Genomic DNA, 26,782 nt, shown 5'->3' with positions numbered 1-26,782 from the left:
ACAAACCTTCGGCGATCGCGTAATTAATTTGGAGAGATATAGCTCATAGAGATATAGCTCATGGTTAATGCTTTTGAACCTTTAAAAATGGACGGTATTGTTTACATCCCTGGTCGTCCCCGTCAGTATCGCGCTGACTGTAAAGCTGGCGTGTTTAAAATTGGCGAGTCAAAGCTGGTTGGTAACGAACTCAAACTAGAAATCCTCAGCTTTCGCACCTTTGAAGAACAGCTATTCAATTATCCCTATCAAAGCTGGTTGGAAATTATCTTTGTAGACCCCGATAACATTGTCGGTCATATTCTACTCAAAACCGAATCTCTCGATAACTTTATCAATCTTCATCTAGATTTAGGGGTAAAAGGTATTGCTATCGGTACGGGTATTGTAACTGCCAAGATGGACAAACGCTCTTCCGAACTAGGGACTTATTATGCAGTAGAGTTTGAGTGGGCTGAAAATCAGGAGGAACGAGTTGAGGAGTTGAAAGCATTTATCGGTCAGCATCAACTCTATGCAGCGCGAATGAAGGATGGGCAGGTAGAACTACCACCACTCCCAGCAGCAGCTAGGTCAGTAACAGAAGATGCCGAGGTCGAATTTTAACTAATTTAATGTTTGACGGGCAACCTATTGCTGATTGTCCGTCATGTTTTCTAGTTCCTCAATAGTAGGAACATTGACAATCTTTAGCTGTTCCAAATCTCCATTTAGAAAATAACCGTTGAAGTTAAAGTAAGTCTCGTCCCATTCATAATGAGACACCCAATCTTCACCGTTATTCAAAACCAATCGCTCGATACCTAAGTTGTGAATTAATTTACCGAGATTCCCTATTAACAAAAATCCACTTAACTGATTTTCTGTCCAAGAGTTAGGACAATGAACTAGTAATGCCGAACTGCCTTCTACTACAACCATTTTTATTTGACATAGTTTAAGCAGTCCTGCTTGCGCCTCGCTACAGTTTTTAATTAGGCGATCGCCAATCAGTTGACTAAAATTTTCCATAACCGTAATTTTTACCTCGCTAATACAAGAGTATCAAATGAACTAAAAGATAGAAAAGAATAATTAGTCCTTCGGTGTAAAGGAAATTAATAAACTAAAAGGAAACAACAGTTTATGAATGATAATCTCTGGAATCAAACTCAAGACCTCATCGATTTAGAAGAAGCAATTGCCGAAATTGCTAACAGCGAAGAACTAACCGAAACAGAAAAAGACGAACGTTCTCAACAACTATTTCAACAGTGGTTGGGTAAAGAAGAAGACTGGAAAGCAAAGCTAGAATCTGCTGCCTATGCTGCTAAATGCTTAGAAAAAGAAGCCGAAGCCGTTAAATCCATGATTGACGAGCTTAGAGTCAGACAGGTTAGTAAGCTCAATTCTGCCAACAAGCTAAAACAATACATCCTCCTGGCAATGCAGCAGCGAGGAGAAACCAAAGTTAAGGGTAAGTATTCAACCATCTATCAGCAAACCAGACAGCCAGTAGTTCTTAAGGTAGCACCAGAAGAACTGCCAGAGGAATATCAGCGAGTTAAAGTCGAGGCAAAATTAAACGATCTAAAGCAGGCATTAAAAACTAGTAAAGATGATTTTCCCTGGGCTGACTGGGGAGAAACCGAAACCAGTTTGGTAATTAGGATTAAATAGAAAACAAGATAGATAAAAACTAAATAGTTACTGTCTCGTGCTGAGGAGTAAGTGAAGTTTATTAGATAACAATTACTATGAACTATTCACAACCTAGTTCGAGAGATGAAGATGCTCTATTTGAGTACATCAATGGTGAAAATGATGCCCTGAATTTAGAAACTCCAGCTTCAGATGACTGTTACTATCTTTCTGGCTGGCATGAAACTAAAGCCAAACTAGCCAGAGGAGAATTGACCGTGGAGATAACAGAAAGAGACTTAGAAGAAGAAAAATATAATCCAGAGATTTTCTGAACAAAGCAGTCCTACGGCAACCTGTGAAATTAATTCTAAATCGAACTATGAACGTAATTACTTTGCAAAAAGCCGTAGCTAACCTCAATTGGCACATTGATTTTTATGAATTCTGTCGAGAAATACTTCAAAAACATAACTGGACTGACAGACGGTTAGAAAAAGATGCTTACTGCCTGGAAAAATGGCGCGACTGGCAAAAGTTAAATAAGGCGTTACATCTCTTTGATGATGAAACCTTAGAGCGCATTGTCACTGTATATGAACGAAGACATAAAAACAAATAAACATATAGTATGGCTGAAATTTTAAATAAACTTTCAATTTCAGCCATGAATAACTGTATACAAGCAGTGTTGAATGTTGAGGTAGCGATCGCCTGCAATAAGAAGTCAATGAAGCCATCGCCTAAACCACGATCGCCACACCGAGAAAGTAGAACGAGAATTACACAGCTAAAAGAAAGGTAAATCTAAGAAAAAGAAAGCAAAAACTAAGAACTTTGAGGAGCAATTAAAATTAATGTAGAGTCTTGCTAACACGCTTATTTTGATTATGAAGGGCTATATTAAAGGAAAAAACATAATTCTCTTAGAAAACGTACCCGAAAACTTTAAGGAAGGAGATGAGGTAGATATTCTAATTACTCCAATACCATAAGAAAACTATCCTTTTCTAACTTTTGAATTAGGAGTTAAAGAGGAATATCTCAATCGAGAAAAAATCTATGAATTAGATTAGAATGCAGAGCGCGGGCAGGACTCAGCCTCACGATAGTAATCTGCCAGGATATTCTTTTTAGCTTAATGAGCAAAATTCTGGTTGCAATTTCTCTATGAAGTTAAAAGATGTAATTGATTATGTATCTATAGATCCTCGTAAACTAACAGAATATGCACTCAACCTAGATAACCCTAAAGGTAGGGACAAGGCGTTAATGTTTCAACGTCATCTTGGTTTTACTAAAGACAACTATCAACCTCTGTTAGAACAAATTGAAACAAAAGTGCTTAACGCAGAAGCAAGTTTACAAAGGACTGACGTACACGGGCGAAGATATCAAGTAGATTTACAAGTAAACGGAGTCAAGCAAGGACAAACAGAAGTTGTGCGAACGGGGTGGATAATCGAACCAAATACGAATGTAGCTAGATTGGTGACGCTTTACGTGAGGAAAAGAAAATGATTCAGCCAGAATTATTCGATATTGTTGAGTTGCTAGTAGATTTACCTGAATACAATCTTCGAGCAGGAACACAGGGGACTATTGTTGAAAGTTACCAAAACAATGCTTATGAAGTCGAGTTTTCTGATTCTACAGGTGAAACTTTAGCACTTTGTACATTATCTTCTCAACAGTTTATAGTTGTTTGGCAAGCTAAAACAAAAACTTGGTTATCTGTTCCCGACAGAGTAGCCGCTATTCTCAATAATTTAGACAATAAACGTCAAGAAGAAGTTTTAGATTTTGCACGTTTTTTATATCTTAAATAGATTTCAAACCATTTTTATTCCTACAAAATAACTTTATTCAATTGAATTTTTACTTAAATTTATTAACATTGTGAAAAACCTATCTATCCAACTACCTGAAACCGTTTTTTCCGCCCTCCGAAAAAATCCTGACGAATTTGTCAGAGAAATGCGGATTGCTGAGAACGAGACACCTGAGCTTGGCTCAGGTGCTTGATATGTCCGTACTGCCGTAAAATGGTATGAATTAGAAGAAATTTCCCAAGGTAAAGCAGCAGAAATTGCGGGCTTGAATAGAGCAGAATTCATTGATGTTCTTTCCCGCTATCAAGTATTTCCATTTCAATACACTCCAGAAGAAATAGCTAATATTGATGAGTAGAGTAGTAATCGAGACTTCGCCTTTGATTGTATTGTTTCAAAGTTTATTTAAGACCTAAATAAACATTACTTGTCGAAGTTTTCTAACAGCTTCAGAGAGAATTTCTGCGGCTTCTTCAATCTCGCGATCGCTCGTAAATTTTCCCAATCCTATTTGGATATTTGGTCTTGTAGCAGTTTCTGCAACTTATCTCGCTTTAGCGCGATCGCCTGTTCGTCTGCTTACATTTCCAACTGTCTTAACTGACGAGCTTCTTCTAAATCAACAATACCTAATTACATCAATAGTTCGACATTATCTTTATTCCGCCACGTACCAGGGACTCTAATATTAACTCAACGTTCGCTCAAATTAAAAATGTTTGAGTGAATAAAAAAGGTGGAATCAAGTAACAATGATGCTTTGAGCTAGAGGAGTTAATCAGACATTAGCTGAAAAACAAAATAAATCAACTCTACTTCAAAAGATTTTAAATCAACAAAAAGTTGTGACCTTTTATCGCAAAATTAAAGCTTTAAATTAGTGGAAAATAAGACAAATTAAAACTGTCAAAAATATCGCAATTGTTTTTAGGTGTTCGCCGCGTTACTGTCTATTGTTAATTATTTTTGGTTGATGTATTGTGAGAAATAGTTTGTATGTCCGAACAAATTTTAACAGTAATTTAACTTTAAATTAAAAACAAGTTAAGAATATGAAATCGCTAACAGAAAGACAAGTTTGGATGACTATCTTAGCTAAATCTTCTGTAGTCAACCTCGAACAACAGGTTAAGACGTTAGAAAAATTACCAGAGTATACTGTTTTGCGGCAACCAGAGATTGGTTTGACAATGGTAAGAGCTAGAGCAGGAGGTACGGGCGAAGCATTTAGCTTAGGAGAAATGACAATTACGCGCTGTGTTATAAAAATAAATGAGGTTATGGGTTTCGCTTATGTTGGAGGGAGAGCCAAACGTCATGCAGAGTTAGCTGCTGTTTGCGACGGATTATTGCAACAGGAAGAATGGTTTTCTCAGGTGTGCGAGCGCGTCATTCAACCCTTGCAAATCATATTGCTAGAACATCAACAAAAACAACAAAGACAGACAGAAGCAACCAAAGTAGAGTTTTTAACTATGTTGCGCGGAGAATAAGTTTTTAATGATAGTTGAACTGCCAGGTTTTGAAGATTTAACCCACGATTCCCAAAGTACATTTAGAGTATTGCTCAATGCTTTGTCTCATCCAGGAACAATAAATAAAATTACCGCTCAATTAACCCCACCTTGGCAATTAAATATAGCTTGTGCTGCTGCATCTTTAACTCTATTAGATATAGAAATCCTCGTATGGCTGCAACCAGGATTAAATGAAGAAGTTAAAAACTGGCTTTTGTTTCATACAGGTTGTCGTTTTACCGAAAATACAAAACTGGCTGATTTTGCAGTTATTTGGGATGTTAATAATATGCCCTCATTATCTCAATTCAAACAGGGAACGCCAGTCTATCCAGAGAATTCCACCACATTGTTAATAACCGTAGAAGCAATTGGCGAATTATCACTACAACCAAGAAAATTAATAGGCGCAGGTATTAAAGAACAAATTACCATGCCCATCAATTTACCAGAAATATTCTGGCAACAATGGCAACAAAACCATAATTCCTATCCTCTGGGAATAGATATTTATTTCTTCTATCAAAACAAAGTACTTGGTTTACCCCGTACCTCAAAAGTAATTTAATTTTCCATTATCGATTATCAATTAAAAAATATGGCTTACGTAGCGGTAAAAGGTGGCGAAAAAGCAATACAAAATGCAGAGGCTTTATTACAAGCAATGCGTCGGGGAGATAAACATATCCCCGAATTATCTATCGAACAAATAAAGCAACAACTGGCTTTAGCCGTCGATCGCGTTATGGCAGAAGGAAGTTTATACGATCGCGATTTGGCAGCTTTAGCAATTAAACAATCTTGGGGAGATCTAGTAGAAGCAATTTTTTTATTAAGAGCCTACCGAACTACTTTACCCAGACTCTATTACAGCCAGCCTCTAAATACAGAAAAAATGCAGATTCAAAGGCGCATTTCTTCTATTTTTAAAGACGTACCAGAAGGACAAAAACTAGGTGCGACTTATGACTATATTCATCGTTTACTAGATTTTAAATTAGCCGCAGAAGACAATAATTATAACACTCTAGAAACAGATAACAATCGCGATCGCAATGGAAAAATAGCAAGGGCGATCGATACGTTAGATAGAGAAGGATTAATTCAATCCGAAACCTGTAAAGACGCAACTAATGAACCATTCGATCTTACCCGTCAATCGCTAAACACTCCTACCAATAGAGATGCTAGATTACAAAATTTAGCACGCGCTGACGAAGGCTTTTTACTGGGTTTGGCTTATTCCTCCCAACGGGGATACGGTAAAAATCATCCCTTTGCAGGTGAAATCAGAGTCGGAGAAGTAGAGGTAATTATCGAACCAGAAGAACTAGGTTTTGAAATTGCGATCGCCGATATTCAAGTAACCGAAGTTCAGATGTTAAACCAGTTTAAAGGCAGCAAAGAATTACCGCCTCAATTTACTAGAGGTTACGGTTTAACTTTTGGCTATAACGAACGCAAAGCAATGTCGATGGCAATAGTAGATCGTGCTTTAAGAGCAAAAGAGTTTGGGGAAAATTTAGAAGGTGTAGCGCAAGATGAGGAGTTTGTTTTATATCACTCTGATAATGTCGAGGCACAAGGGTTCGTGCAGCATTTGAAGTTACCTCATTACATTGATTTTCAAGCGGAATTAAATTTAGTTCGTCAGATGAGGAAAGAACAAAAAATAAATAGCTTAAAAATACGTGCGGCAGAAGCACATGATTATCCTGCAATAGCAGAAGTAAATAATTTAGCCTTCGGAAGAGAAAATGAAGCTGAGTTAGTTGAGAAAATTAGACAGAGCAAAGGCTATGTTCCCGAACTATCTTTAGTAGCCGAACTAGATAACAAAATAGTCGGTCATATTATGTTTAGCTACATAGATTTAATAGACAAAGAAACTACTCAAGTTTTAGCTTTAGCACCTGTAGCCGTATCGCCAGAACATCAAAATAAAGAAATAGGAAGTTTGTTAATTAAAACTGGTTTAGAAATAGCAGACAAAATACCAGCACCGATGGTTATTGTTTTGGGCGATCCTAAATTTTATATTCGTTTCGGATTTAAACCTGCAAGCAAGTACAGTATTCAATCTCCTTTTAATGTACCAGACGAATATTTTATGGTAAAGTTTTTGACTAAATCTGATGGTTATCGAGGAAAGATTGTTTATCCTGCTGCATTTAGTGCTGTTTAATTTATTAAAGCTGTAATTTATGAACCAAGCTCATTTTCCCGACAAGATTCGTACTTTACCAATTTTCCAAGGTAGATTTGAGGCAAATAGATTGACTACAGAAAATGTAGATATTTATTTTGCTAGTTATTCTCAAGGTACGGAAATCGAAGCGCATCAACACAATAGCGACAATCACGGCGTAGTAACTCAAGGAGAGTTGATTTTAATTGTTGATGGCAAAGAAGAATATTACAGCTTAGGAGATTGGTATCACCTTAAACCTCATCAAGTTCATGCAGCTAGATTCGATCGCGATACTTTTATTATTGAGTTTTGGTTTAAATAGTAATTCAGTATTAATTAAGACAAATGATCTCAGGATTAAACCATTTAAATTTATCTGTTACTAATTTGGAGGCTTCCTTTGACTTTTATACTCAGAAGTTGCAGTTTAAACCTCTAGCTAAATGGAAACGTGGTGTATATATGTTGGCTGGCGATCTTTGGTTCTGTTTGTCTTTAAATCGAGAGAGCGATCGCCACGTAGCTTCTGTCTACACTCATTACGCTTTTAGTATTTCTCAAACAGAGTTGAATTATTATCGTCAAAATATCAAGCAATTAAATCTTAGATTATGGCAGGACAACACTAGCGAAGGCGACTCTTTATATATTCTCGATCCAGACAATCATAAATTAGAACTTCACGTTGGTAATTGGCAAACTCGCCTAAATGCAGTTAAAGAAAATTCTTATGAAGAAATGATTTTTTATGTCTAGAAAATTATTATTCATTCATCTACTATGACTCAAACAGAACCAGGCTTTAACTTTGCCTATCTCGACGAACAAACCAAACGCTCTATTCGACGCGCTATCTTGAAAGCTGTCGCCATACCAGGACATCAAATTCCGTTTTCCTCTCGCGAAATGCCAATGTCTTATGGTTGGGGAACGGGAGGTATTCAAGTAACAGCTTCGGTAATAGGTAAAGAAGATACTTTAAAAGTTATCGATCAGGGTGCAGACGACACTACTAATGCCGTAAATATCAAACGCTTTTTAAAAAAAGTTTGTGGTGTAGATACCACAGAAAAAACCAGTGAAGCTACTTTGATTCAAACCCGTCATCGTATTCCAGAAACCCCGTTAACCGAAGGGCAAATTATAGTTTATCAAGTTCCCATGCCCGAACCTCTATTTATTATCGAACCATCGAGAACCGAAGCGGCAAAAATGCACGCTTTAGAAGAATATGGCTCGATGTACGTCAAATTGTATGAAGATATTACTAATTTTGGACAAATTGCCACTGCTTATGATTATCCCGTAATGGTTAACGATCGCTATTTAATGAAACCAAGTCCCATACCTCGTTTTGATAATCCTAAAATGAATAACAATCCCGCACTGCAATTATTCGGTGCGGGAAGAGCTAAGCGAATTTATGCCGTTCCACCCTATACCAAAGTTAAAAGTTTAGACTTTGAAGATTATCCTTTTTCAGGTGAAAAATGGGACGATAAAGCCTGTGAATTTTGCGGTTCGACTGAAAGTTATTTGGATGAAGTAGTAATTGACGATCGCGGAACTAGAATGTGGATTTGTTCTGATACCGATTACTGTAATTCACGCCGTGCGCAACTTGCGGCTAAAATTGAAAAGAAAAAACCCATTTGAAAAAATAAAGACTTCGACTCAAATGCAAAATATTTAGTACTGAAGATTTTATCATCACTTGCCGTTCAATTGAAGATGTTTTATTTATATAGTGCTTGCGATCGCTCAACCAAATTTTATCGAGTCGGTGCGATCGCATAAAAAAAGGTGAGCAAACGCCCACCTAGTTAACAAAAATTAGATGAATTAGTCTTTAGTATCTAAATAAGAGCTAAATTGTCTGCTACATTGAACTGGAAGATTTGACCGCCTTGGTCTGCCTCGCGCTCCTCGATGATGCCACTAGATTCGCCACTGTGCTGCACTACGCCGATTAGCGTCTGCTCATTTAGAGGGAATCGGTCGATAATATCTTGTATGCCAGTTCCAGCGATTTCTTCTTGAGTGTAGAAGCTACCGTCTTCCTTAGTCTGCACCAGGTGAGTCACGTTCCAGGAGCCAGAAAACTCCGAGCTAGTAGCCTCTGTAAAGGTGTCGGGAATTGCTGAAATTTCCGCGATCGCACGAGGATTGAGTTCACCACCAGCAGATGCTAAGAAGTAGCCCGTACGTTCTTCTTCTAGCTGCAACGTCTCGGCATCGATAGGCAGAATCATTTTCCGCTCGCCGTAGTCGTTACCTGAGTCCTCATCCACAATCAGGTAGTCACCATCAGAGGTCTTAATCCACTGTAAGCCATCGGGTTGATCCAGCCGAGCTTCCTCAATTTCTAAATGAGTCGCATGGGTAAGCGTACCATCGGGGTTGTTTGGTCCAATGTGACCCTTACCCTTACCACCAGTTTCTAAAGTCAGCGCGCCGTCTACACCAGCTAAGATGCGAGTTACGTCTGCCGATAGGTAATCTGGCAGACCGTTGCCATCGGCATCGTTATTTTCTAGCTCGTTAACCATATCGGTAAAATCGATGCCTAACTGAGCGCTGGGGACGGTCAGGTTTTGGACATAGCGATGCTTGGTGATATCGGGATCTACTGCTGGGTGTTCGGTCTTGCTGTCACCGTTGAAGTAGGTGTGACCCTCTGGCTGCTCGTTTACCTCACCGTTGTCGCCATCTTTCTCCCATAGAAATACCTCGGTGTCTGCGGCTGCTTCAGGAGTGTCGAAGCCATCCCACTGGTAGCTAGTAGGAACGTAACGCGCGCTGAAGTTTTCGGGAGCATCGGCATCAGTAGCGTAAGCATCCAACATAAACTCGTCAGCATCGACCTCGTCAATACCAAGAGAAGCGTAAGTCTCGTCAGTAGCAGCCATACCGTAGATCTGACCGTATAGTAGACCGTTGCGACCCAAGAAGGAATCGCGATCGCTAGCACCCTCGGCAAGAGGGTTGCCGTGGGCATCTACACCTTTCTTACCTACGTAGACCGTCAGCGGTGCTGGCTCAACTTCAAGGTTATAGCCCGCCATCACCATGACAACATAGTCCTCATGACCTGAGTTCATGGGGATCATTTTCTCATAGCCAGACTGACCCAACACTGGCACCGTGTAAGCCGTCTCATTTTCAATGTCTACAACCATGGAAGCCAGACCCATAGTTTGAGTAAAGTAGTCCTCTCCTGGAGAGATGCGGGCTTCTTCTTCAGTAATGCCAGCAGCGGCAGCAGCCTCCTCAAACATTTCACCAATGTTCCACTCCTCGCCCATTAGCCACACATCGTCTTCAAAGCCGATGCCGTCGCCGTACTTGTTGGCTTGCTCGTAGTATGCACCGCAGAAAGAATGGAAGAACCAGTCAGCTAAGGTAAGCTGCCGATCTGAGTCGAACTCGACTACCGTGCCGTCTGGCAGAGTTTGGTTGCCCCATTTAGCACTTAGGTCGGTCGAGTCTAAGTTTTTGCCGTCAACAATCTCACCGAAGACGTTATAGACAGTGTCGAATAGATGTCCTGCACCCTTAAACATTTCGCTGGCAGCAGCGTCATTGTTTAGGAATTCGGCAAATGCCTCGCGATCGTAGTCAATTGTATGGACGTGAGAACCAGTGAAAGTTGCGCCACTCTCCATCTCCCAGGGATATGTTTCGCTAGACAGGGTTGCGTATGACTCTGACTGATACGCTACGCGCACGGTATCTTGGTCTGCTAACCAAGCTGCCTGACCGTCTGGATAACCAGTCAGTACGTGACCATTATCTGGATCGATCTCGCCCACAGTCGCTAGTGCTTTAAAATCACCATAAGGAAAATCCGTGTCGCCACTACTGCCTTCCTGCAAATCTTCAGGCGCGTACGAGCTGCCCGCTTGAGGAATCAGCGCAGTAGTTTCACCAACAGTTATTTCGGGTTCGATAGCAGAAGCATCAACACGGGTATCACCAACGTCTGCACCAGTTAGTTCCGCAGCCCCTAAAGCTTCGGCAAATTCTGGGGCAACTAACAAATCTGCCTCAGCAATTTCTAATGACTCAGCATCAGCGTTAAGGCTACCTGGAGTGCCAACATCAAACAAAATTTCTAGCTCTAGATCGTCTTCAGTTGTATCTGCCACAAAAAAGCCACTGGCAGTTTCTGAGACTCTTGTCTCATCAAAACCAATCGAGAAATCGCCTACAGTAACTTCCGTGTCATCTAAGCCCAGAGTGACTGTTCCTGAATGTTTAATAGAACCGCTTACAGGAACAAAAGGATCGGTTTCAAATGTAAAATATGAATCTTCAATGGGAAAACCTACTTGGAAGTCTTCAGAGAAAGGTTCTTCTGTACTATCTGTATCGACCAAGGTAATTCCTGCTGCCGATTTTAATAAAGGTAAATCGAGAAAAACACTAGTAGTTCCTGAATCGACTTGAGCAAAAGTAGTTTTTGATTCGGTATCGGGTGTCAATGTATCTGTCAAGGGACTACCTCCTAAAGTAGGGTCTAAATCTAAGGGTTGTTCTAAATCGAGCAAAATAACTTCGTTGTTGTCGATATCGCCTTCTCTGCCCATCGAGAAAGGATAGTTATTGTCATTGGCGACTAAGATAGTGTCTTCGTCTACTACCACTACGTCTTCGATAGTTACGAAGGGGAAAGAAAAAGAAGTTTTGCCGTCTTCGTTTAGGTCGTTAGGATCGGCAATATTTAGCAAATCGACAACTTCTTCTTTAGCGACAAAACCGTTTTCGTCTACTTTTGAAATATCGATTTTGAAGATTTTTTTGAATTCGGCTTCTTCTCCTTCGTTGTTATCGCGTTCGATAACTAAAAACTCGTTTTCGTTAATGGGAGTAAAGTCGCCAATGGGATGAGAATCTTCGGTGGGATAGTAGCCAATTAACTCATCGCTGTACTCGCTGCGTTCGGGATCGAATTTATAGATGCGTAAAGCATTGTCGGGATCGCCCAATACTGGACCTTCGAGCAAAGGATAGAGTGTAGTATTATCGGGACTAAACGCCATACCCTCAAAGCCTTGAGAGCGATTCAAGTTGGCTAACTGTTCTTCGCCCAAAGCAGGATTTTGGGGAGATTTAACCAAGTCAGCAACTACCGCATCTCTAACTTTGTCTCCAGTACCAGGAAAGTCGGTGAAGAAGCCATCGGCACCGATTTGAATTAGCTGCTCGAATTCTCTTTCGGGTGTTTGAGGGGTACCGTCTGCTTCTAAAGTTAAAAACTGTTCTTCGTTGCGTAAAGTGTAAGGATGAACCTGCAAACCCGCAGTGTGAGCGTCATCGATGAAAGAAGTAATTTCGCCAGTAAGCTGAGTGGTAATTTCGGCTTCGCCATCGTCATTACCATCAACTGGTTCTTCCAAAGATTCTCTAAGCAGAATATTGTTTTTCCAGGGACCAGCACCTTCTGCATAGAGGTCGGCAATAACCTGTAAGAATTCGGCACTATCCATGTCACGATAGGTAGTAGCTTCAGATAAACCGTTTTCGACCGCAGCTAAAAACTCTTGTCCGTAAATTGCCTTTAAGTCGTTACCCTGTTCGAGGTTATAACGAATGTCATAAGGAACGGAGAAACCATCTTCGGGACTGGCATCTTTAGTAGTGTCTCCATAAAGCTGAACTAAAGGAATATCGCCCAAACCTGCTTCATCTAACATTCCCTGTAGTTTAATTAAGTTTTCAAACTCAAAGGATTGAATAAAGATGCGGTTGGGATTGGTAAATCCCGTTTTTTGTAAAGTTTCAATTAACGATTCTTCTGGAGATAAGTCCTGAAGATCGAAGTAAGTAGGATGCTTGGTTTCGGGATAGATGCCTACTTGTACTCCCGTTTGCGCCTCGACTTCTTGTACTAATTCGATGACTTCTTGAAATGTGGGAATTTCAAAAGCACCGTTAAATTCTTGCGAGCGAAAATCGTTTTGTTGAACCGCTCTTAACTGCTTGATTTCTGCTAAGGTAAAATCTTCAGCAAAATAAGCGGTAACTTCTTCGCCGTCGAGTATTTTGGTAGACATTCTGTCTTCACCAAATACCTCTGCGACATTAGTAGTATCGTCTAAAATTGGCTCGTGACGGGCAATCAACACGCCATCTTTGGTAGAAACTAAATCGGGTTCGATAAAGTCTGCTCCTTGCGCGATCGCCACACGGTAAGCTTCTAAGGTATGCTCTGGTAATAAACCGCTAGCACCACGATGTCCGATTACTAAGGGGTCTTGTCCGTTAAGAGTATTGAGCCTGGGGATATTGGGTGTGGGAATGGGAGCTTCGATTAAAGTGCCACCTCGATCGAAATGAAGTAGATAGGGACCAAATTCATCACCTACCCAAATATCGCCATTACTATCGAAGACAAAGGACTCAATATCGAAGTCACTACCAGTAAGTAGACGTTCTTCGCTGTTTTCGTTGACAATATTAAAAGGAATTAGCTTATCGGGGTCGGATAGCTGTACGAAGTTTTGCACTTCTACACTACCGTCTCCCTTTTCTGCACCAGCAAAATCGGGATCTGCTTGATAAATACGTAATAAATAGTCGGTACTATTTTCTTGTGCGCCAAAGCCGTTGTCGGATAAAAACCACAACGCACCGCTATTATCGGGAGCGAACTGTACGCCGCTAAAACCCTGTACGGGCTGTCCGTCAAATGGTCCCGTTCGACCGTTGGCTTCGATAGGATTACCTTCACCATCATCCGCACCAGATTGCGGTCCTTCGGCAAAAGTATCCGCAGGAAGCGAGGCAAAACCGATTAGTTCGTTAGCCATGTTTAACTTTTACTTAACCTAGAAATAATTAGAAATTAGTATTGACATGAATACTGTTTTAATTAGCGACAATAGCAATTTATTAGTTTCGCTAATACCACTTAGATATGATTTCACGATCTGGTTAAGAAAAGAATATGAAGCTATTAATAACAAATCAAAAAGTTACTTTTGTTTTATAAATAAAAAATAAGGATTCAGGTGGGGATTGTATAAAAAAAGAAGTATCGGTAATCTAAGAGTTAAGATGAGCCAAGAAACTCCAGCGAGAAACCGAGAAAAACTAAGCCAGTTGTCCACATTACTAAAAGAAAAGTCACTAGTGGTTCTCGTTCTCTGGCGCGATTTGAGGACATTGCTAGTAATTTAACTGCGATCGAGACTTGTCGTTTTCAAGGACGTTCGGTGATAAATTTTTTCGCCTCTGCTTTAAAGGCTTCTGTTGATATTGAAAAACAGCCTTTTTTAATTTCCAATTCTCATACCTGAATCCTTACGAAATTATCAATTAAAATCGGCGACCGAAACTGTTGTGTAAATCAAAATACAGACAAGAAATAAAGTAATGAAGTCATTATTAAATATATCTCAACTAACTAAAAACTATGGCAATGTAAAAGCTTGCGATCGCGTTACTTTCGATCTTTATCCAGGGCAAGTATTGGGTATTGTTGGTGAGTCTGGATCGGGTAAATCTACTTTATTAAATTGTATTGGCAATAGTTTAGAGATAGATGCAGGAACAGTTATTTACACTAATAGTAAAAATGAGATTTTAAATATTAAACAATTACCAGAATCACAACACAGAAAATTAACTAAAACTGAATGGGGATTTGTGCAGCAAAATCCTCGCGATGGTTTGAGAATGAATGTTACCGCAGGGGCAAATATTGCCGAAAGGTTATTAAACGTGGGAATACGCCACTATGGAAATATCAGAGAGGAAGCTAAATATTGGCTAGAACAAGTAGAGATCGCACCGAAGAGAATGGATAACTTTCCTTATACTTTTTCTGGGGGAATGCAACAGCGTTTACAGTTAGCGAGAGTATTAGTTACCAAACCTCGGTTAATTTTTATGGACGAACCTACAGGAGGTTTGGATGTTTCGGTACAGGCAAGACTTTTAGATTTATTACGATCGCTCGTCAGAAATCTCGATCTTAGTGTTATTTTAGTAACTCACGATATCGGCGTTGTCAGGCTATTAGCACACCGTTTATTAGTAATGAAAAACGGACAAATAGTAGAGTTGGGTTTGACAGATCGAGTTTTAGACGATCCGCAACATGCTTATACACAACAATTAGTTAGTGCAACTTTAATACCATAATATTTAATGAAATTAGCGACTTTACCTTCAGAAGTTATTACCGATTTAAGCAACCGCGATCGCTGGCGACTAGACGTTTGATAATTTGAAAGATACAACCCACATACATAGTTGGTTTGTACCATAGCATCTAATACCAAAAAATAAAAGTAACTAATATCTATGAATGTTGAAAAATTAACAATCGAACAGCCTGCAATTGCTCTTGCTAGCGTTACTCTTTTATATGCCACACGAATATTTAAACAATTCACGTTACACAATCAAGGTGGAATTAAATTACCCGTCTTGGAAAATGTCAATTTAGAAGTAAAAGCAGGGGAATGTGTTGCTTTAACAGGCGTATCTGGTTCGGGTAAATCTACTTTTATGAAGGCTTTATACGGTAACTATGGTATTGATGATGGTGAAATTTGGCTAAAACATGAAGATAATTGGGTAGATTTAGCACAGTTACAACCCCATGAAGTAATTGAAGTTAGACAGAAAACAATTGGCTATGTCAGTCAGTTTTTAAGAGTAATTCCTCGCGTACCAGCTTTAGATGTTGCCGTAGAACCCTTATTGGAATTGGGAATAGATATCGATACAGCTTATAGAAAAATCCAAGAACTTTTTAGTTTGCTCAACTTACCAGAAAGACTATGGCAACTATCTCCCACTACTTTCTCTGGTGGCGAAAAACAAAGAGTAAATATCGCTCGCGCTTTAGCTGTAGACTATCCAATTTTTTTATTAGACGAACCTACCTCGGCTTTAGATGCCAAAAATCGCCAAGTTGTAGTCGATCTACTAATAGCTAAAAAAAACAAGGCTGTGCTTTAATTGGCATTTTTCATGATGAAGAAGTCAGAAATAGTTTGTGTTCGCGAGAGTTGATATTTGGAGACAATTGATAATAGACAATCGTTAATTATCAGTTGATTGTAGTTGATAACTAAAACTCCAGCCATGTTGCTTAAAACCTAAAGATTGATAAAATTTATGAGTGCGATCGCGCTTCAGATTAGAAGAAAGGGTAACTTTGTAGCAACCAGCTTCGGCACTAATTTTTAATGCCTCACGCATCATTTGTTTGCCGTAACCTCTTCCTCGATAACTACTAACAATTGTAACGGCATCGAGAAGAGCCGATTTGTGAAAAACTGGATGCATCATTGTCGGTACAAACAACAAACTAAAAGTACCAATTGCCAATTCTTCTAGATAAGCAAGATAAATGTAATAGTCAGGAACCTGCTGTATTTTCTGCCAAATTTTTGTTATTTGTTCTTCGCTCATTAATGGTTTGTTATCCATATCTGCATAGAGATGATTGAGAGTCGGTAAATCGTCTTTGGTAGCAATACGGATATCAAAATTTTGCATCGATTAACAACAAGTTTCAACAATCGCCATAAAATGCTTTAAATCGGGTGTAGTCAAATTTTTTACCTTAGCCAGATCGTCCCAAACTCTCAATTTAATTGCATCCTCGGCAAAAGATTGTTGTCTAAACTTTATTGCTGCTTCTGGTGAAAAAATACCGCCTTGTAATTTCAGGCTAGTCTTAGAAGCTGGTGATAAACTCGCCCAGTAATTAAAATCGGTAGCACAAAGATATCTTTTTGCTGCTACGTGCATTCTAATTGGTTCGGTTACGGCAGGACTAAATATCTTTTCAAGATAACTCAAAGCGCGATATTCGTGGCGATCGTCTATACCTCTGGTTGCTGCATCTTCTCCCAAGTTATGAACTAAATGACCGAAATCGTGAAGTAGTGAGGAGGTAATTAGTTCGGCAGAAGAATTATCTTTTTCTGCTAGAGTAGCGCATTGTAAGGCGTGTTCGAGTTGGCTTACTGCTTCAGTGCCATATTGTTCGTGTCCTTTGGTAGATAGAATTTCAATAATCTCGGTTAGGTCATAGTTCATGTTTATTTACCAGTTTTTTAAAATTTATTGATAGCGTGCGACTTCTTTACCTGCGACATAAACAGACACGATCGCGCTAGGATAAGGATTGTTAGGTTGAATTAATAGAAAATCTGCATCACAGCCAGCAGCATTACTACCTTTACTATTTTCAATTCCCGCAGCTTTTGCAGGATATGCCGAAACCAGTTTCCAAGCTCGTTCTAAAGGCATAATGCCTAATTCTGATAACTTAAAAGGTGCGTGAAATAGAGAAGGATAGTGATAGTCAGAACAAAGACAATCGATAACGCCTGCTTTGGCTGCTGCTTCTACACTCATCCAGCCTACATGAGAACCACCTCGAATTAGATTTGGCGCACCCATCAGCACCGACGCACCGTAGTCTCTAGATTTAGCGGCGAGTTCGATAGTAGCTGGAAATTCAGCAATAGATACTCTGCGTTTGGCACTTAACTCTACTTTGGCTTCGGTATCGTCATCATGGGAAGCTAAAGGTATATCGTGTTGATGAGCGAGAGTAACTAACTCCTCAAGTTGCTGTAGTCCTTTTTCTCTATTACCTAAAGCAGTTTGAATTAAATTCTGCAACTCTACATCTGTCATCTTGTGTCTGCGGCGCAAACTGTTGAGATGACGATTGAGTTTATATTCGTCTCCTGCTGGGGGAAGATGATCGTTTAAAGACAAAAGCTGAATTTTTCCTTGTTTGAGCCAATCGCACAGTTCGCTATAGTTATCTGTATTAGCCTGTTCGTGACGAATATGAATTCTGCTGTCGGCTTTTAAACTTTGCTTTCCTTTATCCAATACGAAATTAATAATTTCTCTGGCAGTATCGCGACTGCGTAACCCCGGTTCGTAAGAGTCGGTAATCGAATAGAAAAAAGTAGTAATCCCTGCGGCGATTAAATTACGGTCATTTTCTTCTATAGCCATTTTAAGGAGAAAACGCACACCAGGACGGGGCGCGATCGCTCTTTCAAAGGCATCACCGTGTATATCTACTATCCCTGGTAGCATTAGCAATCCTTTGGCAGCTATTGTAGGTATTTTAGGACTATTAGCTTTATCTATAGAAATAAACTTACCGTTTTTGATTACCGCAGTGCCATTTTTTAACCAACCTGTAGGAGTAAGAATATTTGCTCCTTCAATTGCAAACTTTTTCATCGCGATCGCATTTGACTACAAGAAGCAGTTTAATGCTTGGTGATAGGTTAAAGATTAACTATAGATTATGCTGTAGTTAAGTTTCACAGGCTAGAAACTTTTGCGATCGACTTAATTTCTCTAGGATAAAATTTTTGGATTTTTTGCTAATTTGCTAATGTTTGCTTAACTACGGCTTTATTTTCTGTTTACACAAGACTGGGAAATTATTAGAGTATCTTGACAAGAAATTTACTGATAGATAGTACGGGGCAAGTTTTTAGACGGAATACAGAGTGCCGTTTAAAACTGCAACCATACAAGCTTGTCGCGAGCGCTATATCCTAATTATTTGATTATTCTATGGCTAGCACAGATTTATTTATTTCAGAATATATTGAGGGCAGTAGTTTTAATAAAGCACTCGAAATTTATAACAATACGGGCAATGCGATCGATTTAGCAGCAGAGAACTACAACCTTAACTTTTATTTTAACGGTAATACTTCTGCTAGTACTGTAATCAATCTGACAGGAACGGTAGCTGATGGCGATGTTTTTGTAGCAGCTGATGATGGTGCCGTTCCAGCTATCTTAAATGTAACCGACCAAACTAGCAGCAGCAATTTTTTCAACGGCAATGATGCTGTAGTTTTGAGTAAAGATGATACGGTTATCGATTCACTAGGTCAAATTGGATTCGATCCTGGTTCCGAATGGGGGAGTGGCGATACTTCTACGGCAAACAATACATTGCGGCGTAAGACTAGTGTTGTGGACGGAGATACCAGCCCTAATAATGAATTCGATCCTGCGGTTGAGTGGGATGGTTTTCCTCAAGATACTTTCGATGGGTTAGGTAGTTATGGTGACGATGGTGGCGGCAATGGTAATGGCGATCCGACCTTAACTCCTATTTATAATATTCAGGGAGCAGCTCAAACTTCACCCTTAGCAGGTAAATCTGTAACAACCACAGGTATTGTTACCGCAGTAGATACTAACGGATTTTATCTACAAGATCCTAGTGGCGATGGCGAACTTGCTACTTCCGACGCGCTTTTCGTCTTTACTAATTCCGCTCCTGGCGTAAGCGTAGGCGACGAACTACAGGTAAGCGGTACGGTAAGTGAATTTACTCCTGGCGGTGCTGCGTCTGGCAACCTTTCTACTACACAAATTTCTGGCAGTCCTACAATTACTACTCTTTCTACTGGCAATACGCTTCCCAATGCGGTAATTATTGGTGGCGAAAGAGTACCTCCTACAGAAAGTATTGACGACAGTCCAAATAGCTACGATCCTGCTGCTGACGGACTTGACTTCTTTGAATCCTTAGAAGCAATGCGCGTTACGGCACAGAATGCTGTAGCTGTTTCTGGTACCAATGGCTTTGACGAAATCTTTACCGTTGTCGATAATGGTGCTGGGGCAACAGGATTGAGCGATCGCGGTACTCTTAATATTAGTCCCGATGACTTTAACCCCGAACGAGTCCAAATTGACGAAGATGAAGGTATTTTCGATTTCGATCTTCCTAGCGTCGATGTAGAAGCGCAACTAAAAGACGTTACGGGAGTAGTCGGCTACAGCTTTGGTAATTTTGAAATCTATCCTACAGAAGCTTTTAATGCTATCAACTCTGGAATTGCACCCGAATCTACAGCAGTTTTAGGAGACGCAGACGAGCTAACTGTGGCTACCTATAACGTACTCAACCTCGATCCCAACGATAGCGATGGCGATACTGATGTAGCTGATGGTCGCTTTAGCGCGATCGCCAATGATATTGTTAATAATCTCAATACTCCCGATATTGTTGGCTTACAAGAAGTTCAAGATAATGATGGTTCGGTAAATAGTAATGTTACCTCTGCAAGCGAAACTTTGCAGTTATTAGTTGATGAAATTGCTGCTGCTGGCGGTTCTCAATACGAATTTATCGACAACACTTTTATCGTGGATGACCAAAGTGGCGGTCAGCCTGGGGGTAACATCCGCACTGCCTTTTTGTACGATCCCAGCCGAGTCGATTTAGTCGAAGGTTCGGTGCGTCCGATTGGCGACCAAAGTTCTGGTAGTCCTTTTAATGGAGCGCGTTTACCCTTAGTTGCCGACTTTGAGTTTAACAACCAAACCGTTACCGTCATTGATAACCACTTTTCTTCTAAAGGGGGCAGCAGTCCCATTTTAGGTGTAGACCAGCCTTTTGAAGAACTACAAGAAGATCCTACCGTCAATGGCAGTTTGGACGAACGTAGGGAACAGGCGCAAGCGGTTAATGATTTTGTCGATGGTATTTTTGCCAACGATGACGATGCTAATATAGCTGTTGTCGGCGACTTGAACGAGTTTGAGTTTATTTCTCCTCTCGACATTCTGGCTGGTACTACTGTTAGCACTAACAACGGACAGGATACTATGCCTGGTGGTGAAGCAGTTCTTACCAATCTCATCAATAATATTCCCGAAGACGAACGCTATAGCTTCATTTTTGAAGGCAATTCTCAAGAATTAGACCATGTTTTAGTAAGCGATAGTTTATTAAATGATGCCAATATAGATATTGTTCATCTCAATGCAGAATTTGCCGAAACCGAACAAAGTGCCAGCGATCACGATCCAGTAGTTGCTAGCGTAGTAATAGCAGCACCAGAACCTATAGTGCTAGAAGGCGGCAACGGTAAGGATAGTCTCACAGGTGGCGCGGGTAACGATAAATTGTCTGGCGGTAACGGACAAGATACCCTTGTCGGTTTAGCAGGAGATGACTTACTAGAAGGCGGCAATGGTAAAGATCTGCTCAATGGCGGTCTTGGTGATGACACTCTCATCGGTGGCAATGGAAAAGATACCTTTGTTATTGCTTCTGGAGAAGGTACGGATACTATCCAAGACTTCGGTGAAGATCTTATTGGTTTGGCAAACGGTTTGAGTTTCAACGATTTAACTTTCTCAGGCAACAGCATTCTCTCAGGTAAAGAAGTGTTGGCAAACTTAGAAGGTGTCGATACAACTGCCTTAACAGCAACGGATTTTACTACTATTTAGCTTCATTGAATTAACAGCAATTTTAAGCGAACAAAGAGGCGAATATTATTTGTCTCTTTTTTTATTACAAATAACAAAAATTTTGCTCAGAGGAAATTCTTAGATTTAAAAGTTTTTACCATAAAATAACTGTTTATTAAACAAATAGTCGCCTCAGCTTAACTTTGCTCCGATACTCTACTTTAGTTATAAATGTATAATTTTTGACATTTTAACAGTTAAATATAGTTGCAATTAACAATGACTAATAGCAATAATATTCGCTTCGCTACTTTTAATGTCTCTTTGAATCGCAATGAAGCAGGAGAATTAATTGCAGATTTATCTAGTCCCGATAACCAACAGGCTAAAAATGTCGCTGAAATTATTCAACGGCAAAATCCCGATGTCGTTCTTTTAAACGAATTCGATTACGATCCTGAAGGAGAAGGGATCGAGTTATTTCAGGATAACTATCTTTCCGTCAGTCAGAACGGAGTCGCTCCAGTAGAGTATCCTTATGTTTATCTTGCCCCTTCAAACACAGGTATTCCTTCTGGTTTAGATTTTAATAATGATGGTACTGTCGATGGTGCCGATGATGCCTATGGATTTGGTTTCTATCCTGGGCAATATGGCATGGTTTTGTTGTCTAAATATCCTATAGATAATGACAATGTTCGTACTTTTCAGAATTTTCTCTGGAAAGATATGCCTGGGGCATTATTACCAAACGATCCGAGTACGCCAAAACCTAATGATTATTATTCTGAAGAGGAGTTAGAAGTTTTTCGACTATCTTCTAAAAGCCATTGGGATATTCCCATAGAGATAAACGGCGAAACAGTTCACATTTTAGCTAGTCATCCCACACCACCCGTATTCGACGGTGAAGAAGATCGTAACGGCAAACGCAACCACGATGAGATTAGGTTTTGGGCTGACTATATTACCCCAGGCGAAAACGGTTATATCTATGATGACGAGGGTAACTATGGCGGTTTGCCAACAGGAGAAAGCTTTGTTATTGCTGGCGATCAAAATGCCGATCCTTTTGATGGTGATAGTACCGACAACGCTATTCTACAACTGCTAGATAATCCTCTGGTAAATACTACCACCACTCCCGTTAGTCAAGGGGGAGTTGCAGCCTCTAAGCGTCAGAACCAAGTTAACGATACTCACCAAGGAAACCCCGCTTACGATACGGCAGACTTTAACGACGAGTCTTCTGGTAATCTGAGAGCAGACTATGTATTGCTTTCTCAGGATTTAGAAATTAACGAAGCAAAAGTTTTTTGGCCCGTTAAAGACGATCCTTTGTTTGAATTAGTAGGCGACTACGACCCCAATAGCGAAATTCCTAATGGCTTTCCTAGTTCCGATCATCGTTTGGTATATGCAGATGTTAAGGTTTCTTCAGAAGATAAAGATATTAATCGTCAGAATGTTACTAATCTCGATTTTCTTGGGGAAGTAACTTTTCCTACGGGGTTTAGTTTCGCCGAGACAGAAGTAGGCGGAATTTCGGGACTTACTTATAACGCTGCAAATGATACCTATTATGCCCTTTCAGATGACCGCAGCACGATTAATGATGCTCGTTTTTACGACTTGGCGATCGCTCTTGACGATGGTAGCCTCGATGAAGGAGATGTCGAGTTTGAAGATGTTACAACTTTACTAAATACTGGCGATAGTCCTTTCTCTGCCTCTAGTCTCGATCCTGAAGGTATTGCTGCTACTAGTAAGGGAACTTTATATATTTCTTCTGAAGGAGATGCGGATAACTTAGTCGATCCGTTTATCGGTGAATTTAGTCTCGACGGCGAGATATTTAACGAGTTGCCCATTCCCGATAAGTTTTTACCTACTGCTGATGGCAGTAGCGGCATTCGCAACAATCTAGCATTTGAAAGTTTAACTATTACACCAGACGAACGTTATTTATTTACGGCAACCGAAAATGCTTTAAATCAAGATGGCGAAACGGTATCTTTAGAAGCGGGAAGTCCTGTTAGGATTTTACAGTACGATTTAAAAACTGGAGAAGAAATAGGCGAATTTCTTTACGAAACCGATCCCATTCCCGTTCCTCCAGAACCAGCAGACGACTTCGCCGATAATGGTTTGGTGGAGTTATTAGCAATAGATAATACGGGGACGTTTTTAGCTTTAGAACGCTCTTTTGCTGCTGGCGTTGGTAATAATATTCGACTCTATCAAGTAAACTTACAGGGTGCGACGGACATTAGTAGCGTCGATGGTTTGCTAAATGATGGAGAAACTACAGATATCGACGCGGTAGCCAAAAAAAAATTATTACTCGACTTTAGCGAGTTGGGGATTACTTTGGATAATAGCGAAGCGGTTTCTTTTGGCGAAACCCTACCTGACGGCAGACAGTCATTAATTGTTGCTAGCGATAACAACTTTAGTGAGGAACAAAAAACGCAGTTTTTAGCTTTTGCGATCGATACCGAAACCATTCCCTCAATTACTGCTACTGCCGAAACTCCCGATGAAATTCGCTACGACCTCGACGAACCAGAACCCGAAGAAGGTTCTGACTCTGACGATCCTGCAATTTACATCCATCCCAAAGATCCCGAAAATAGTTTTGTTATTACTGCCATGAAAAACGGTGGTTTGCGGGTTTATGACTTAGAAGGACAAGAATTACAAAGCATTACCCCCGAAAACATTCGCTACAACAACGTCGATCTTGCCTACGGGGTTGAAGTACAAACTCAGTTTGTCGGCGAAACCGTTACTGTAGATTTAGCCATTGCCAGCGATCGCGCCAATGATACCCTAGCAATTTTTGCGATCGACCCAGAAACCAAACAGCTAACCAAATACGACGAGGGATTTGAATTTCCCGAATCTATTTTTGGCGTAGACGACGGCGAAGCAACCGCCTATGGTTTGGCTACCTACAAAGGTCTTGTAGATGGTAAAACCTATGCCTTTGTCTCTCAAGCAGACGGCAATAAAATCGCCCAACTAGAAATAACTCCAACTTTTGGTGCTGCCGACGAACCAGTAGTCAATGCTAAAGTAGTTCGTACCATCGAAGTCCCCGTACCTGAAGGAGAAACAGCAGAAGATGCACAGGTAGAAGGCATGGTGGTAGATAGAGAAACTGGCGATCTCTACGTCGGACAGGAAGGCTACGGCATCTGGAAATATTCCGCCGAACCCAATGGCAGTAACGAGGGAAAGATTGTCGATACGGTAGACGATATTCGCGAAGATTCTTCCCTAACTGCCGATGTTGAAGGATTGTCGATTTATTATGGCGAAGACGGCAACGGTTACTTGCTGGCTTCTAGTCAGGGAGACAGCACTTTTGCCATTTACGATCGCGCTGGAAGTAATTCTTATCTCGGTAGTTTTGCCATTGAAGACAGTAAGACGATCGATGGGGTAGAAGAATCCGATGGTGCGGATATTACTAATGTTCCTTTGGGCGATAAATATCCTGCGGGACTGTTAGTCGTACAAGACGGGTCAAACGAACCAGCAGCAGTATTTCCCGATCCCGAAGATGGCGAAATTCAAAACTTCAATACCAACTTTAAATACGTCAGTTTAGTCGATTTTGCCGATATATTCCCCAATTTACCTACATATAATCCCGACAGCTTCGATCCGCGCCAACCAGAAGCTAGAACTTTAATTAATGGCGTGGCTAGCGGCGACACCACCAAAGATTCCACTGTCTTGTGGACTCGCAGTAACGTTTTAGGAAATGTTACTTTTGAATACGCTACCGATCCTGACTTTAACAACATCATCGGTACGGAAACCGCAGAAGTTACCGATACTTTACTTCCCGTCAAAGTCAACATTGCAAACCTGAACCCAGACACAGATTATTACTACCGCGTTACCGATGCTGCTGGCGACATAGAAACTGGTACTTTTGCCACCTCAGCAGCAGTCGGCACTAAAACGGGTCTGCATTTTGGCGTGTCTGGTGACTGGCGCGGCGAACTCAAACCATATCCCGTAATTCGTAATGCCGACAATAAAGGTTTGGAATTTTTTGTCGAACACGGCGATACTATTTACGCCGATGTTGCTTCCGATGCAGTTAAAAATCCCGACGGTACGAGAAAAGAACAGGCACGAACTATTGATGAGTACCGCGCCAAACATAGCGAAGTTTACGCTAATCGCTTGGGTTCTAACTTCTGGGACAATTTGCGGAGTTCTACCTCTATCTTGGCAACTATCGACGACCACGAAGTAACTAACGATTTTGCTGGTGGTGCAACAGCTTCTAGCGACGATCGCTTTGCGGCAACTAAAGGCTTAATCAACGATACGCAACTATTTGAAAACGGTCTGCAAGCCTTCCAAGAATATAATCCCTTGCAGGATAAGTTTTACGGTGAGACAGGAGACGAAGTAACGGCAGAGGAACGGCAGCTCTATCGTTACAATACTTACGGCAGCGATGCGGCAACTTTTGTTCTCGATACTCGTTCTTTTCGCGATGCAGAATTGACCCCTCCAGAAGATATCACCAATCCAGCAGAAATCGGGCGAGTTCTTACCGAGTCCCAAACTCTAGACCGCACTTTGCTGGGAGAACAACAGCTAGAAGACCTCAAACAAGATCTAAAGGCAGCCGATGAAGCAGGAGTCACCTGGAAATTCATAATGATTCCCGAACCAATTCAGAACTTGTTCCCTGGTATCAACGTTGATAGTTATGAAGGTTATCTCAAAGAAAGGGCGGAACTTTTGAGCTATATCGACGAAAATAATATTGACAACGTGGTCTTTGTTGCCGCAGACGTTCACATGACGGCAGTAAATAACCTCACCTACCAAACCAAACCCTTCGGCGAACAGACCGCTACTAATGCTTTTGAAGTTACTACTGGCGCAATTACCTACGATCCACCTACAGGAGAATTTCTAGCCGATTTATTGACGGCTGATAACCCAGAACTTCAGGCAACTTACGATTCTCTCCCCGTCGCACCTGATTTAGATAACAAACCCAACGATAAGGACGATTTCATCAAACAGGCGATCGATTCACAGTTGCTAGATCCTCTAGGTTTCGATCCTATAGGCTTAGATAACAACCTGTCCCAAGCAGATGGTTTAATCGATGCCGAACTTTTACAGGGTGATTATTATGCAGGACATACCTACGGCTGGACTGAGTTTGATATCGATAGAGAAACTCAGCAACTGCGAGTAACAACTTATGGTGTAGATGCTTATTCTGAAGAGGAAATATTAGCCAACCCCAACGCGATAAATAGTCTCGTTCCCCAAGTGGTTAGCGAATTTGTCGTCAATCCCGCAATGTCAGATATTTAAAGACACATCTTTTAGGGGCGAATTGCGATTTG

The 26,782-nt window shown here is 40.6% G+C and carries 21 protein-coding genes and 3 pseudogenes; 19 read left to right on the top strand and 5 right to left on the bottom strand.

Annotated elements, in window-relative coordinates; translation table 11 throughout:
- Nucleotides 1–60 precede the first annotated feature (60 nt).
- Entirely contained in the window at nucleotides 61–606 is a 546-nt protein-coding gene (locus KV40_RS05140; RefSeq protein ID WP_036478523.1) for a hypothetical protein, read from the top strand.
- Nucleotides 607–630: 24 nt separating this feature from the next.
- Here the strand turns inward: KV40_RS05140 and KV40_RS05135 are convergent, their stop codons facing one another.
- Nucleotides 631–1,011 carry a hypothetical protein gene (locus KV40_RS05135; RefSeq protein ID WP_036478522.1) on the bottom strand — a complete coding sequence of 127 codons (381 nt, stop codon included), beginning with the start codon at nucleotides 1,009–1,011 and terminating at the stop codon, nucleotides 631–633.
- Between the two features lie 114 nt (nucleotides 1,012–1,125).
- Here KV40_RS05135 and KV40_RS05130 point away from each other — a divergent pair, with 114 nt between their 5' ends.
- From KV40_RS05130 to KV40_RS05075, 13 genes and pseudogenes are all read left to right on the top strand, one after another.
- Complete coding sequence (locus KV40_RS05130; RefSeq protein WP_036478521.1) at nucleotides 1,126–1,659, top strand: siphovirus Gp157 family protein; 534 nt, start codon at nucleotides 1,126–1,128, stop codon at nucleotides 1,657–1,659.
- A gap of 77 nt (nucleotides 1,660–1,736) precedes the next feature.
- A complete protein-coding gene (locus KV40_RS05125; protein ID WP_036478519.1) occupies nucleotides 1,737–1,955 on the top strand; it encodes a hypothetical protein in 219 nt (72 codons plus the stop codon).
- A gap of 47 nt (nucleotides 1,956–2,002) precedes the next feature.
- Nucleotides 2,003–2,242: a hypothetical protein gene (locus tag KV40_RS05120; protein WP_036478517.1), complete on the top strand. Its 240-nt coding sequence runs from the start codon at nucleotides 2,003–2,005 to the stop codon at nucleotides 2,240–2,242.
- A gap of 9 nt (nucleotides 2,243–2,251) precedes the next feature.
- Complete coding sequence (locus KV40_RS34655) at nucleotides 2,252–2,425, top strand: hypothetical protein (RefSeq protein WP_172657234.1); 174 nt, start codon at nucleotides 2,252–2,254, stop codon at nucleotides 2,423–2,425.
- Between the two features lie 365 nt (nucleotides 2,426–2,790).
- Nucleotides 2,791–3,141, top strand: coding sequence for a DUF6883 domain-containing protein (locus tag KV40_RS05110; RefSeq protein WP_036478515.1), 351 nt, complete (start codon nucleotides 2,791–2,793; stop codon nucleotides 3,139–3,141).
- Nucleotides 3,138–3,449 carry a DUF4926 domain-containing protein gene (locus tag KV40_RS05105; RefSeq protein WP_036478511.1) on the top strand — a complete coding sequence of 104 codons (312 nt, stop codon included), beginning with the start codon at nucleotides 3,138–3,140 and terminating at the stop codon, nucleotides 3,447–3,449. Before KV40_RS05110 ends, KV40_RS05105 begins: the two co-directional genes overlap by 4 nt.
- Nucleotides 3,450–3,519: 70 nt before the next feature.
- Nucleotides 3,520–3,810 (top strand): annotated as a pseudogene (locus KV40_RS37235) (UPF0175 family protein).
- Nucleotides 3,811–4,504: 694 nt separating this feature from the next.
- The gene (phnG, locus tag KV40_RS05100) at nucleotides 4,505–4,945 is read left to right on the top strand and encodes a phosphonate C-P lyase system protein PhnG (protein ID WP_036478509.1); all 441 of its coding nucleotides are present in this window, start codon (nucleotides 4,505–4,507) and stop codon (nucleotides 4,943–4,945) included.
- Nucleotides 4,946–4,952: 7 nt separating this feature from the next.
- The gene (gene phnH / locus KV40_RS05095; RefSeq protein ID WP_036478506.1) at nucleotides 4,953–5,537 is read left to right on the top strand and encodes a phosphonate C-P lyase system protein PhnH; all 585 of its coding nucleotides are present in this window, start codon (nucleotides 4,953–4,955) and stop codon (nucleotides 5,535–5,537) included.
- Between the two features lie 30 nt (nucleotides 5,538–5,567).
- Complete coding sequence (locus KV40_RS05090; RefSeq protein ID WP_081942766.1) at nucleotides 5,568–7,154, top strand: carbon-phosphorus lyase complex subunit PhnI; 1,587 nt, start codon at nucleotides 5,568–5,570, stop codon at nucleotides 7,152–7,154.
- Between the two features lie 19 nt (nucleotides 7,155–7,173).
- Complete coding sequence (locus tag KV40_RS05085) at nucleotides 7,174–7,482, top strand: cupin domain-containing protein (RefSeq protein ID WP_036478503.1); 309 nt, start codon at nucleotides 7,174–7,176, stop codon at nucleotides 7,480–7,482.
- A 23-nt stretch (nucleotides 7,483–7,505) separates the two neighbouring features.
- Nucleotides 7,506–7,916 carry a VOC family protein gene (locus tag KV40_RS05080; protein WP_036478501.1) on the top strand — a complete coding sequence of 137 codons (411 nt, stop codon included), beginning with the start codon at nucleotides 7,506–7,508 and terminating at the stop codon, nucleotides 7,914–7,916.
- 24 nt (nucleotides 7,917–7,940) lie between these two features.
- Nucleotides 7,941–8,816: an alpha-D-ribose 1-methylphosphonate 5-phosphate C-P-lyase PhnJ gene (locus tag KV40_RS05075; RefSeq protein WP_036478500.1), complete on the top strand. Its 876-nt coding sequence runs from the start codon at nucleotides 7,941–7,943 to the stop codon at nucleotides 8,814–8,816.
- Between the two features lie 200 nt (nucleotides 8,817–9,016).
- Here the strand turns inward: KV40_RS05075 and KV40_RS36060 are convergent, their stop codons facing one another.
- Nucleotides 9,017–13,972 (bottom strand): esterase-like activity of phytase family protein, encoded by a 4,956-nt coding sequence (locus tag KV40_RS36060; protein WP_253274167.1) that lies wholly within the window; start codon nucleotides 13,970–13,972, stop codon nucleotides 9,017–9,019.
- 300 nt (nucleotides 13,973–14,272) lie between these two features.
- Here KV40_RS36060 and KV40_RS37230 point away from each other — a divergent pair.
- From KV40_RS37230 to phnL, 3 genes and pseudogenes are all read left to right on the top strand, one after another.
- A pseudogene (locus KV40_RS37230) lies at nucleotides 14,273–14,461 on the top strand (IS66 family transposase); the annotation flags it as partial.
- Between the two features lie 76 nt (nucleotides 14,462–14,537).
- Nucleotides 14,538–15,308: a phosphonate C-P lyase system protein PhnK gene (phnK, locus tag KV40_RS05060; RefSeq protein WP_036478498.1), complete on the top strand. Its 771-nt coding sequence runs from the start codon at nucleotides 14,538–14,540 to the stop codon at nucleotides 15,306–15,308.
- 162 nt (nucleotides 15,309–15,470) lie between these two features.
- A pseudogene (gene phnL / locus KV40_RS05055) lies at nucleotides 15,471–16,204 on the top strand (phosphonate C-P lyase system protein PhnL).
- 13 nt (nucleotides 16,205–16,217) lie between these two features.
- On the opposite strand, the gene KV40_RS05050 reads toward phnL, so the two are convergent.
- The 3 genes from KV40_RS05050 to KV40_RS05040 are packed head-to-tail and all read right to left on the bottom strand — an operon-like array spanning nucleotide 16,218 to nucleotide 18,395.
- A complete protein-coding gene (locus KV40_RS05050; protein ID WP_036478495.1) occupies nucleotides 16,218–16,676 on the bottom strand; it encodes a GNAT family N-acetyltransferase in 459 nt (152 codons plus the stop codon).
- A 3-nt stretch (nucleotides 16,677–16,679) separates the two neighbouring features.
- Nucleotides 16,680–17,222, bottom strand: coding sequence for a phosphonate degradation HD-domain oxygenase (locus KV40_RS05045; protein ID WP_036478488.1), 543 nt, complete (start codon nucleotides 17,220–17,222; stop codon nucleotides 16,680–16,682).
- Nucleotides 17,223–17,246: 24 nt separating this feature from the next.
- Nucleotides 17,247–18,395, bottom strand: coding sequence for an alpha-D-ribose 1-methylphosphonate 5-triphosphate diphosphatase (locus KV40_RS05040; protein ID WP_036478486.1), 1,149 nt, complete (start codon nucleotides 18,393–18,395; stop codon nucleotides 17,247–17,249).
- Between the two features lie 342 nt (nucleotides 18,396–18,737).
- Here KV40_RS05040 and KV40_RS05035 point away from each other — a divergent pair, with 342 nt between their 5' ends.
- Both KV40_RS05035 and KV40_RS05030 read left to right on the top strand, forming a co-directional pair.
- On the top strand, nucleotides 18,738–21,425 hold the full coding sequence (locus KV40_RS05035) for a lamin tail domain-containing protein (RefSeq protein WP_052055374.1): 2,688 nt from the start codon (nucleotides 18,738–18,740) through the stop codon (nucleotides 21,423–21,425).
- A gap of 240 nt (nucleotides 21,426–21,665) precedes the next feature.
- On the top strand, nucleotides 21,666–26,750 hold the full coding sequence (locus KV40_RS05030; protein WP_052055373.1) for a phytase: 5,085 nt from the start codon (nucleotides 21,666–21,668) through the stop codon (nucleotides 26,748–26,750).
- Nucleotides 26,751–26,782 lie beyond the last annotated feature (32 nt).

The organism is Myxosarcina sp. GI1 (assembly GCF_000756305.1).
Taxonomy (GTDB): domain Bacteria; phylum Cyanobacteriota; class Cyanobacteriia; order Cyanobacteriales; family Xenococcaceae; genus Myxosarcina.
Note: the sequence above shows the minus strand (reverse complement) of the source record. Positions and strands in the feature narration are given on the sequence as shown.